General features: G+C 55.5%; 7 protein-coding genes. 5 read left to right on the top strand and 2 right to left on the bottom strand.

The genetic code is table 11. From position 1 onward, the window contains the following. The 5 genes from AC13C8_RS00240 to AC13C8_RS00260 all read left to right on the top strand — a co-directional run. On the top strand, positions 1–1822 hold a 1822-nt coding region (locus AC13C8_RS00240), incomplete at its 5' end, for a strawberry notch C-terminal domain-containing protein (RefSeq protein ID WP_482846004.1). Positions 1823–1840: 18 nt separating this feature from the next. Next, positions 1841–2143 (top strand): hypothetical protein, encoded by a 303-nt coding sequence (locus tag AC13C8_RS00245; protein WP_482846005.1) that lies wholly within the window; start codon positions 1841–1843, stop codon positions 2141–2143. A gap of 124 nt (positions 2144–2267) precedes the next feature. Beyond that, complete coding sequence (locus AC13C8_RS00250) at positions 2268–2996, top strand: DUF736 family protein (RefSeq protein WP_482846006.1); 729 nt, start codon at positions 2268–2270, stop codon at positions 2994–2996. 179 nt (positions 2997–3175) lie between these two features. Further along, positions 3176–3982, top strand: a complete 807-nt coding sequence (locus AC13C8_RS00255) for a class I SAM-dependent methyltransferase (RefSeq protein ID WP_482846007.1) — start codon at positions 3176–3178, stop codon at positions 3980–3982. A 354-nt stretch (positions 3983–4336) separates the two neighbouring features. After that, positions 4337–6229 carry a metallophosphoesterase gene (locus tag AC13C8_RS00260; RefSeq protein WP_482846008.1) on the top strand — a complete coding sequence of 631 codons (1893 nt, stop codon included), beginning with the start codon at positions 4337–4339 and terminating at the stop codon, positions 6227–6229. Between the two features lie 307 nt (positions 6230–6536). Here AC13C8_RS00260 and AC13C8_RS00265 read toward each other — a convergent pair whose 3' ends face one another. Then, positions 6537–7235, bottom strand: coding sequence for a hypothetical protein (locus tag AC13C8_RS00265; RefSeq protein ID WP_482846009.1), 699 nt, complete (start codon positions 7233–7235; stop codon positions 6537–6539). Next, entirely contained in the window at positions 7232–9025 is a 1794-nt protein-coding gene (locus AC13C8_RS00270; RefSeq protein WP_482846010.1) for a hypothetical protein, read from the bottom strand. Before AC13C8_RS00270 ends, AC13C8_RS00265 begins: the two co-directional genes overlap by 4 nt. Positions 9026–9357: the final 332 nt, after the last annotated feature.

Here is a 9357-nt window from a genome sequence, read left to right on the forward strand (position 1 = left end):
GGACGAGCTCGTCGAGGGGGCCTTGACGCCGCGCGACTATGTTCTCGGCTACCTCGAACAGGCCTTCCCGATCCACGCGCAAAAGCTGGTCGAGATCGACGGCAATATGGTGGCCGAGCCGCTCAGGGACGAGACCGGCGCGCTCGTTGTCTCGCGCGAGGCGCTCGCCCTACGAGATGCGGCCATGATGGAGTTGATGACGCTGGCCCCGATCCCTTCGGCGCTCGATCAGATCCTCTGGGCCTTTGGCGACGAGGCCGTGGCAGAAGTCACGGGCCGATCGATCCGGCCCCTCAAGGCCGCGGATGGCCATCTCTTCATCGAGAAGCGCTCCGCCAGCAGCAATTCATCCGAGACCCAAGCCTTCATGGACGGGGAAAAAGATATCCTGATCTTCTCCGATGCAGGTGGCACGGGCCGGTCCTATCACGCGGCGCAAACGGCGAAGAACCAGAAACGGCGGCGGCACTACCTGCTGGAGCCCGGCTGGCGCGCGGACGCGGCCATCCAGGGGCTGGGCCGCACGCATCGCTCGGCCCAGGTCAGCGCACCCTTTTTCCGGGTCTGCACCTCAGATGTGCATGGCGAGAAGCGCTTCACCTCGACGATTGCCAAGCGCCTCGACCAGCTTGGGGCCCTCACCAAGGGACAGCGCGAAACCGGCTCCCAAGGCATGTTCCGCGAAGAGGACAATCTCGAAAGCCCGATCGCACGGGCGGCGCTGCGCGGGTATTTCGGCGATCTCGCCGCCGGGCGCGCCGAGGCGATGAGCTACGAGAGCTTTACCGATTGGACCGCTTTGCGGCTGATCGACAAGGACGGTGTGCTTCTCGAAGAGCTTCCGCCGATCCAGCGGTTTCTCAACCGGGTGCTGGCGCTGCCCATCCACATGCAGAACGCGCTTTTTGCGGAGTTCATGGCGAGAATATCCGATCAGACCGAACGGGCGCGCGCGGCTGGCACGCTGGATCTCGGCGTGGAAACCCTGCGTGGTGAAAAAATCGAACAGGTCTCCACCGAGGATCTCTGGACCTGCCCGAAATCCGGCGCGGTCACGCGGATCATCGGACTTGAGGTGACGGACCCGGTCCACGTGCTGTCGGCAGATGACGCCCTCTCGCGCAATCCCGACAAGCTGCCGATGGTCAATCGCGCCTCCGGTCGCGCGGCGCTCATCTCGGCGCGGCCCATGCAGATGTATGACGAGGATATCGTCACCCTCATGCGCAAGGCCGTGCGACCCAACGGGTCAAGCTATCTCGAAGAGACGCGGTTCGAGTCCTCGGCCTGGGAAGAGATCGGCAAGCCTGAGTTTGCAGGGCTTTGGGATGCCGAGGCTGCGTCCTTGCCGAAAACCACCACGACCAAGCTCTACCTGCTGACCGGGCTCTTGTTGCCGATCTGGAAGGATATTCCGACCACCAATGAGCGCATCTACCGGGTCACGCCCGATGGGGCGACCGCCATGATCGGGCGCACGCTGAGCGAGGAAGGGGCGGCCGCGCTGCGCGCCCGCTTCCTCGTGTCCAACCCGCAAACACCGCAGGAGATGTTGACCGCCGCCCTCGGCACCACCGCGCCTGTCGATCTGGGCCGGGGTCTCACCCTGACCCGTCGCCGTGTCGCAGGCGAGATGCGCCTTGAGTTGTGCGGCGTGGACAGGGGCATGATTGATGGCCTCAAGGCCCTCGGCTGCTTCACCGAGATCATCGCCTTCCAGCTGCGGGTGTTCCTGCCGCATGGGGATGGGATCGACACGAGGGGAATTCTGGCCCGGATCGTGAGGCAGGCACCAGATGCCGCTTCATTAGCAGCAGAATAGGCAAAGGGGGGAAAGATCATGACACTCGATGAAATCAAGGCGGCCGTCGATGCCGGGCAGACCGTGCATTGGACCAATACCGGCTACATTGTCCACAAGGACAGGCTCGGTCAGTACCTGATCACCTATGTGCCGAATGGTAGCTGCATCGGCCTGACAGATCGGAGCGGGCACCGTTTGAACGGCAAAGAGGCGGAGTTCTTCATCGCGCGATCGAAGGACAGCGCGGAAAATCCGGGCAGCCAAACAAGACGAGACAGGCAGGGGAGGGGCGTAGCACCCGGAGGCGCGGGGGCCTTCCCATTCGGACGGCAGCTCTGACCCGTGGGCGGGGCTGAAAGGAAAGCAGGCTTTCTGATTTGTGATCCCTCAAGGGGTCGAGAAAGCAATCCCGGATGCGCTGGCAAGGACGTCAGGCACCGGCCAATCCAAAAGGAACCATCCCATGTTCGCAGGAACCCTCACCCGCAATGCCGAAACCGCAGCCGCCGAGTACACCGGCATGATCCACTCGTCACGCTTTGACATCGCCATCCAGCTTGAGGCACGGGCCAAGATGTCCGCGCGCAGTCCGGATTACGACGTGACAGCAGTGAACAAATCGGGCCGCAAGGTCCGCATCGGCACGGCCTGGAACGAGAAGGGCAATACCAGCGGCAATCCCTACATCTCGATGCAGATCGATGTGGGCCTAGGCCCGTTCCGGGTCAACGCGGTGCAGACGAAGGAAGCGCGCGCGGCCAAGAGCGGCGAATTCGAGATCATCCCGCTGGTCTCGAACGGCCTGATGAAATCCGGCTCGATCTCGGGCGAGCTCACCGCGATGGACGCGGACAACGCCTTCACCGGCTACATCGCCAACATGATGTTCGATCTGGAGTTCATGCTGATCGAGAACAGCTACAAGACCGAGGAGACCCACCCTGACTACCGGATCGAGGTCAGCTCGCCGCGGGGCACGCCGATCCGCGTCGGCTCGGCCTGGATGGCGAAAAGCAGCCGCACGGGAAACGACTACCTGTCGCTGCTCATCAACACGCCTGATGGCGACCTGCGCGTCAACGCCGTGCAGAACGAAGAACAGCGCGGCGGGCAGACCTTCTCAATCATCCCGTTCATCGACAGCGGTGAGCAGCCGCAGGACGCAGGCGCGGGGCTCTCGCTGGTCGCCTAATCGGCGCGCGAGGGGGAGACGATCTGAACCCAAAGGGGAACCGTGGGATCACGGTTCCCCTCTTGCTGTGTCGGTGTGGTTCGGGACAAAGCGGACCTTTGTCCATGCATGCCCAAAGTCCGATTTAGGATTGTCAGCAAGCAGACGACTGTGTTCTCCTCCTTCTTGGGAGAAGTTATATGGACTATTCAGCATTTAGAGACGGCGAGCGCCACGGATGGTCGAAACGCGCAGAACTGTACGGTGACGCTACGGCTCGAGCGACGCTTCAGACCATTCCAAAGCTTCTAGACCATGCAAAGCTTTTCCCCGGTGCAAAGGTGCTGGACGCCGGTTGTGGGCCCGGCTTTGTCGCCGCGAATGCAAAGCTCCTTGGCGCTGTCGCCGAAGGCATCGACTTCTCAGAACGGATGGTTGAGCAAGCGAAAGATCAGTTTCCAGACATCAGTTTCTCTGTCGCCGACGTTGAAGATTTGCCTGCGCAGGACGAAACGCTTGACGCAGTGCTGAGCAACATCGTTCTGTTTCACGTCACCGACCCGGAAAAGGCGATGTCCGAGGCTCGCCGTGTCCTCAAACCGAATGGAAGGTTTGTGTTTAGCCAATGGCTCGGACCTGACCGTTCGGAGTGCTACCGGCTCTTGTTCGACGTTTTGGGGCGACACGCAGATATGTCGCGAGCGGACCCTGCGCCGAACGCATATGTTTTGTCCGATGAGGCCAACGTTTCTGAGATGATGAGACGCGCAAGGTTCACCGACATCAAATCCGAGATCGTCGAGAATGTTCTGCATGCACCGGGTCCCAGCTTTTTTGACTTCTTCATGAAATTCGGTGTTCGCGTGCCCCTTATTATGGAACGGCAAGAACCGGGTGTGCAGAACACAATTCGAAATGAGGTCGATAAGGTAACAGCACCATATCTCTCGGATGGTGTTTACAAGTTGCCTATGCCCAGTGTCGTCTTTTCGGGTCGAGCGGCTTAATGCGGCGGGTGCCATAGCAGCCATTCGTGTCATCTGCAGCATGTGGGAGGTATTGGGCTCCTCGCCGCCGTTGGAGCGAGTGCAGCATGTTCGAGCAACGGATCGCATTTGCCCAGCAAGGGACGGCCCAAAGCGGTCTTTAACAGTAATATTCCGCGCTGCCATGCAGCGTCCCCGAAGCGGACATTGTTTGGCCCCCCCTGCATTTGGCCTCGCCATATGATCTTGACACTGAAGACAGCCGCATCTTCGTACGCGGTTATTACTCCGACGGCGATCGCGTCGGAGTCAAAACTATCGCCGGCCGAGTGTCCCTGTAGCAAATATGGAGCCGTATGCTAAACTGGTTTGGTCATGTCGCTGCTGCAGATTTATCGCCCGGTGATCCGGAATTTTGTCTTAGTCGCGTTTGTATTCCACTCTTTGCTGTGGATTTTTGGTGCTCAATCCGCGACCCAAACCGCACTGGTGGCGTTCGTAGTTTCCAACGTTGCCGTAATTATTTTGCTTCTCGCAGGGGCTTTCGTGGCATTGCTGCGGCGGCCTTTTCGAATCGTGTTCGCTGCAATGCTTGGTGCCGCTGGAGGGTACTTTGTTCGAGTCGGTTTGCCGCTATCGTACATCGTTGTCTATGCAGGGCTTTTTGGACTAGGAGACATGACTTGGAAGGGATTCCTTGGTGCAGTATCTGCGGAAAGTGCTGCAATAGACCGCTCTGGAGTTGCACTGGCCTATCTTTTTGCGACACTATTCGCCGATACCGCACTCAGAGCAACCGGCTTTCCTGGCGCTGGAGTGCACAGTCCCGAGGCCCAACGAGCTCGAACGTGGCGAGTTTTGACAATTGCGGTCATGTCCGGTGCAAGTATCGGACTCGCGCTAATTCTTCCCGCGGGACTTTTCGGTACGATCTTAATCATCCTGCCGATCTGCGTCCTGATCGTTGTGGTTGGTCTTGTCGTTTCATGGCTTTTTGCCCGATCGGTCTACTTCGCCGCGGAGGTTGCGGACGATAGAGCGCCGGACGCGCCAAGCGAACCCGCTTGGGCAATTCATCTTACCGACATCCATCTGACGTGCCCTGGCGATGCGGCTGTCGAGGGCGGAGCTGGAGGCAGGGAAGCGCTGGCTTCTCTTACAGGTAATTCCGAAGTAGCCCCGGCATCAGTTCTTCTGATCTCAGGCGATGCTACCGACCATGGATCTCCGGAGGAATGGGCTTTATCAGGCGAATTTATCTCACCTTGGCGTCGCGGCGGCGCAGAAATCCTTGTTGCGCCTGGCAACCATGACTTATCTCCGGCCTATGAATTTCGGCTTCAGTTTCTTGCCCGCTGGAGCCAATCCGTATACGGCCACACTGGAATTTTTCGGTTTGAATATGGCATGCGGCTTTGGGAGTATATGTGTTTCCAGGCGCCACTCGCCAATGAAATACGAACAATATACGACACGACCCTAGTCGAAGATGTATCGAAATTGGCTAGTTTGCATGAAGCCGAAAAAAACGCCTTTCAAGCTACTGCAGCGACAGGATCAGTCGATGCAGAGGCACTTGCCACACTTGCTGACCACGCCATTGAATTGGAAGTAGTAACACCGCAGCACCTTCAGCAGTACCTCACCGTATTACATGATGAAGCATCGCTTCACTTGTCGGGTTTCGACGCTAGCAAGTACCGCGAATTTCGCGGGCACCGTGCCATCGGTGAAGTGGGTCAGTCCTTTCCGCTCCGCTACATCGACAAATCCCGTAACTTGGAAGTACTGATCCTGAATTCAGTGGTCTTTGACGATGACCTTGTTGCCAGCGCAGCCGGAGACCTTGCACTGGAGGAGCTTGAGTTGTTCGCTGACATCGTCGAAAAATCGACTGCTGAAAATTTAGTAGTCGTGATACATCACCCGCTCTTCCGTTGGCACGATGAACTACCACCACGGTTCGGACTGGAGTCAGTGCGATGGAACAGCCTCGCGATGTCCAATTCCACTGCAGAGCGCATTGGCGTTCCACTTGAGGCAGCAATTGAGCGAGGCATGCGCGTGGCACTGTTTTGTGGCCATCGCCACGGCGGTGTCGAGGCTCAGTCGCGCATCGGCACATGGCGTGGCGCGATAGTCTGCGAAGGAAATGCTTTCACAGACCCGGCAGATGATGTTGCACGATTAGCGGTTGGCAAAGGCCCCATGGCCGCATGGCTGGCAGCGGCCAGCACGTCAGACGAGGATCGCGTTGCTGGACTGTGAACGCGCAACGGAGCAGGTCAGAACTAAACACCACTTTACTGCGACGGCCCATAGCCGACTCTCATCGTGACAAGCGATGCCGTAGCGCAGCGTTCCCTGAAGCGGGCATTCTCATGTGTGGACCCTCAGGCGCAGCAAGGGACAAAACCCTGCCAGAACCGCATGAGTTTTGCCGAGGGTTTTGGTCCTGGCCAAGTGGTTGATCATTGGTGAGTCAGTGTGCTCGGCCAAAAACGACCGTTTTTGCCCCAGTAACCGACTTCCAAGACCTCAAACAAATATGTTAAAATCCAGTAGTGATTTCACATCACTTGAACCGTCGCGAGTTATCGCGATGTAACTGCCCCGCTCGGAAATTTTGCTCTCTAATACTTCGCGCATCAAAACTCCGTTGTTTAGCCCAGTCGTTGAATGCATCAGCTAACTCACCTGAATGATGCCCAATCTCGTTACCCACCACCATGCCCGCTACACCCAAAATGATGCTTGCCCGGCCACCCATTTTGTATCCCAACAGGCCACCTACAACACCCCCAATCTTCTCTCCACGCCTTGCGCCTTTGCTCGTGTGGTCACCTTCATGCCAAGAGACTTCCTTCGACTTACCAGGCGACTGCCTGCCTCTCGGTGACAAGTCTCCAACGGGCTGGGAACCACGGCCAGGTCTTACGAGTCGCTGATCTGCTATACGTGACCAACGACCTGATGAATGTCTAACCTCACTACCTTGCCCGACGTCGTGGGCGACCGATTTCTCAGCCTCTGCGCCTCGACTGCGCCGACCTCCCTCATCTTGTTCGTCGGTCGCTCGCCGGATTCTGTCATCGTCCTCAACCTCAAGACCTCCAACATCGCGCGAAGAAACAAAATCCAGAAAAATTGCATATGCAACTGGATCCAAAAAAGGCTCGATTACTGGGCTAAAATCGTCAGGTGCAGATAAATCATCTGCTCTGACATCATCACCGCTTGCATCAGCATTTGCCCCTGCAGATGTGTCTGTCATGGATCAACCATTTGGTAGGCGAAGAAGACATCTATCACGATGTCTTGTAGCCCCTCAACCGAACTGGCTTCAAAGCCCTCCAACAGTTCGACTGTCCACTTGCCGAGCGGGCTACCATTGTAGAGGCTTTCGACTCCGTACAGATCGGGCACTCGCTGCGGCTGTCTTTTTTCCACCCTGCCAATTCTCAACGGCTTCATCATTTCATGCTCAACACGGCGTGGGTCTTCCGCACTAGGTCGAATTACCACATCCGTTGGAGGCGTAACTTTGAGGCTAAGGACTGTCTCCGGTGCACTACTATCCAAAAACACACTTACGCCTCTCATCCGAATATCCCGCATCTCCAATGGAATTACAGACGGGATAAACTCAATCAAATCGAACTCCCACTTCTTCGCAGCCAATCCTCCCGACCAACCATCATCTCCCAGAACATCCTTCAAAGAAACAGGTATAAAAGTAGATTGATCACTTTGGTTTATTGCACGAAGGAAATTTCTCTGAAACTTTATCCATCTCGTATAAACTTCCAGGATTTCCGGCTGAACTATCCCGGCATCTGTGATACTGTTTGTAACGTTGAAGACGTTTTCTAACCCGGCCTCAGCAGCCTTCATTCTCGAAATCGCAAAGTTAAGCTCATCCTGGAATCGACCTTTGATATCCTTCAACCTCTTGGCAGAGTTCAAGCTTCCCTCTGGTAACAGCGCGAGCTTGAGCTTGAGGTCCTGGTATTTCCTCGCTGCCTTTGATCGCTCGATCTTGGAATCTCGGTTGTACTTTTCCCATTCAAAATTGAACTTTAAGGCGTCCGCTTTGTTCTTAGCCGCTAGCGCCTGCGCTCCGTGCAAGAAAATCTGTGAGCGGACTCCAATTCGGCGGTCCGCTATACTATGCGCAGTCGAGTGATCCGCAGCTTCAAAGTTGATGTCGCTAACGTTCCTAAATACCGGAGTGCCGAGAGAATACTCAATGTATTCACCAAAAAACTGATCTTCCCAGCTATATGGCGGCCGCGACGAAACCCAGGCCGCATTTCTAACTGCCGTCTTTAGCGCCTCACTTGGCTCATCACTTAGAACTGTCTCATAGTGTTGCTCTAACGCTACTTCCATAAACTCGTGAAACTTCTGGTTTATTTGCTCAGATGTGTAATTTGCCCAAGCTAATCTGGGAACTGTGTCATACCTTCCCGCCTCGACCTCTTTTGTGTGGATTTCATCTAGATCAATGTACTCGAACGACTCCAGCAATACCTTTGTCCATTTCTCGGATAAAGCATCCCATTCCTGTTGATAGGCATAAGCTTGTTGAAGAAAGTCAGCTGCTTGAGCGAGAAGCTCTTCAAGATGGAGAGGGTTCAAGTACCTTTGGTCTTTGGGCTCGAAGTATTCAAACCCCTCTTCAATACCTCGGTAGTCCGCATTAAGCGCTTCAGAGAGATCATTTTCATTCGTAATATCCGCTGACGAAAGCAATGAAACTAACTTTCGGAACTCTTCGGCGGCCTCCGGATCGCGCAGTGGGCCAAAGTCTTCAATCGAGAATACTTCCTGTTGTTCGGTTATCTCCTTGATCGTTTCTGCTACACCTAACCCAAAAGAATTGGTGTCAAATTGGACAATCTCTTGATTTTCAGGAGAAAATTGAGCCAGTACGTGATTGCTTCCCAACCAATTATTGCTCGGAGTAGGCTTGTAAGTTGCCGCTGAACCAGCGGCTGGGGTTAGGAATGTTGCGCCCAATAATGAGCCTTTGAAAAAGTTTCGGCGGCTAAAATTTTGCATCAGCGCTCCCTCGCACATGATCTCTAATTTTATGGGGAGTGTAACTGATTGTCCAAGACTGCACACCTGATTATCCAGGCCGACACTGCGCCTAGACAAGGCCACTCCCAAAATTATACTTTTGGATTAAGAAGTATACCAATGCGTGCGATGAACCAGACAACCGATCTTGAACCAAATGTGACAACCGAATGTCTGACGTCAGCGCTTTTGGGACAGATTTGAGGAGTTGAACAACGGAGGATTTCTGGTTCATCGTAACCTTCATGGAGTGAAGATGAACAAGAAATCCGGAAGCAGCAAAGCGTCTGCAGATAAATTGGTAAAGAACA

The organism is Aliiroseovarius sp. B-4 (assembly GCF_056857795.1).